Below are 1,468 nucleotides of genomic sequence, written 5' to 3'. Positions count from 1 at the left end.
CGCCGCCCGCGACGGCGTCGACTACGCGGTGGTGACGCCCGACGAGACCGCCGCGAGGCGGCTCGCGGAGCGCGACATCCCGGTGATCACGTCCGCGAAAAACGACATCCTGATCGCCGACGCCAGCGGCCAGAACGCGAACAGAAGCAGGACGAGGAACGCCGGCACCAACAGCAGGTACGCGTACGCCTGCTCGCTCAAATTCTCCGTCCGCGTCGCGATCCGTGTCAGTATCCCGTCGGACACCTCCGGGCCCGCCTGTTCAACGGCCATGGTGGCTGACACCTCCCTGTGCGACCGCCCGCTGTTGTGGTACGAACATCGACCACGTGTTTTTATTACGAATATTTATCATTATTGTTTGTTTTACATATCGTTCGAATTCGGTGGACCCGAGACGCCCTCAGGGAGGGACCGTCAGTTGGACTCCGTCACCCCGACTGCTCCTCGATGGCGGAGATCTGCTGTTGCATCGCCGTCGCCGCCTCCTGTGGCGTCTGCTCCTGACGGAGCGCCGCGTTGACCTCGTCGGCGACGATACTACGCTGACTCGGCCACACCGACGTCGTCGGACGGGGGATCAGGTTCTCCGCCGAGTACTGGAGCGCTTCGAAGTACGGTCCGTACGTGTCGCTCTGCTCGACGTAGCTGTACAGCGACGGCTTCGGCGGCATGAAGTTCGCCGTGTCGAACTGGTACTTGAGCACCGAGTCCTCCCACCACGCCTTGATCACTTCCTTCGCGGACGCCATGTTGTCGGTGTAGGGGTTCATCGACATGATCCACCCGCCCTGCGCGTGCCAGGACCCGTTCGGTCCCTTCGGCAGTGGCATCACGCCGAGTTCCATGTCCGTCCCTTCGAAGGCGGTCAAGGCCCCGCCGATGGAGTAGGTCCAGTTGCGCTGGGTGACCGCGCTGCCGTCCTCGAAGACGCTCTTCGTGTCCGGTTCGGCCCAGCCGGCAACCTCCTGGGGCGAGATGCGCGCGATATCCATCGGGGCGCTGCCCGTGCCGTGGATGGTGTCGACCGCGGCCTCGATCCCGTCGATGGACTCCTCCGAATCGAGGGTGACGGGCCGGTCACCGATCGGCCCGAAGAGGTTGTCCCGGCCGCCGAAGAAGGCGCCGCCCATGCTCGTGAGGAACTCGTTGAACGTACAACACGCCAGCCCGGCGTAGTTGTTCCCCTGCCAGAGGTGACCGTACTCGACGTCGGCCCCGCCCATGGCCTCGGTGACGATCTGTGAGAACTCGCCCCACGTCGGCGGGTCTCCCCGCCACGTATCGAAGTCCGAGTCGCCGTAGCCCGCGTCCCGGAGCAGGTCCTTGCGGTACGTGATCGTCGGGAAGTCGGGGAACACCGGGACCGAGTACAGGTCGCCGGTCTCCGGGTGTGTCCCCGTGTTGAGCATCGACTGGACGCCCTCCTCTTTGACCCGGGAGATGAACGCGTCGTCCATCTCCTGTT

At 64.6% G+C, this 1,468-nt stretch carries 2 protein-coding genes; both read right to left on the bottom strand.

The features are described 5' to 3' along the window. Positions 1-21 precede the first annotated feature (21 nt). Positions 22-273: a sugar ABC transporter permease gene (locus EXE44_RS20910; RefSeq protein ID WP_199241248.1), complete on the bottom strand. Its 252-nt coding sequence runs from the start codon at positions 271-273 to the stop codon at positions 22-24. Between the two features lie 158 nt (positions 274-431). Further along, positions 432-1,468, bottom strand: a 1,037-nt coding sequence (locus EXE44_RS16770) for an extracellular solute-binding protein (protein WP_137717965.1), incomplete at its 5' end; no start/stop codon positions are given.

Source organism: Halorubrum sp. SS7 (assembly GCF_005435055.1).
In the GTDB taxonomy this organism is placed as follows: Archaea; Halobacteriota; Halobacteria; order Halobacteriales; family Haloferacaceae; genus Halorubrum; species Halorubrum salinarum.
The sequence above is the reverse complement of the archived record's forward strand: the minus strand, read 5'-3'. Positions and strand labels throughout refer to the sequence as shown.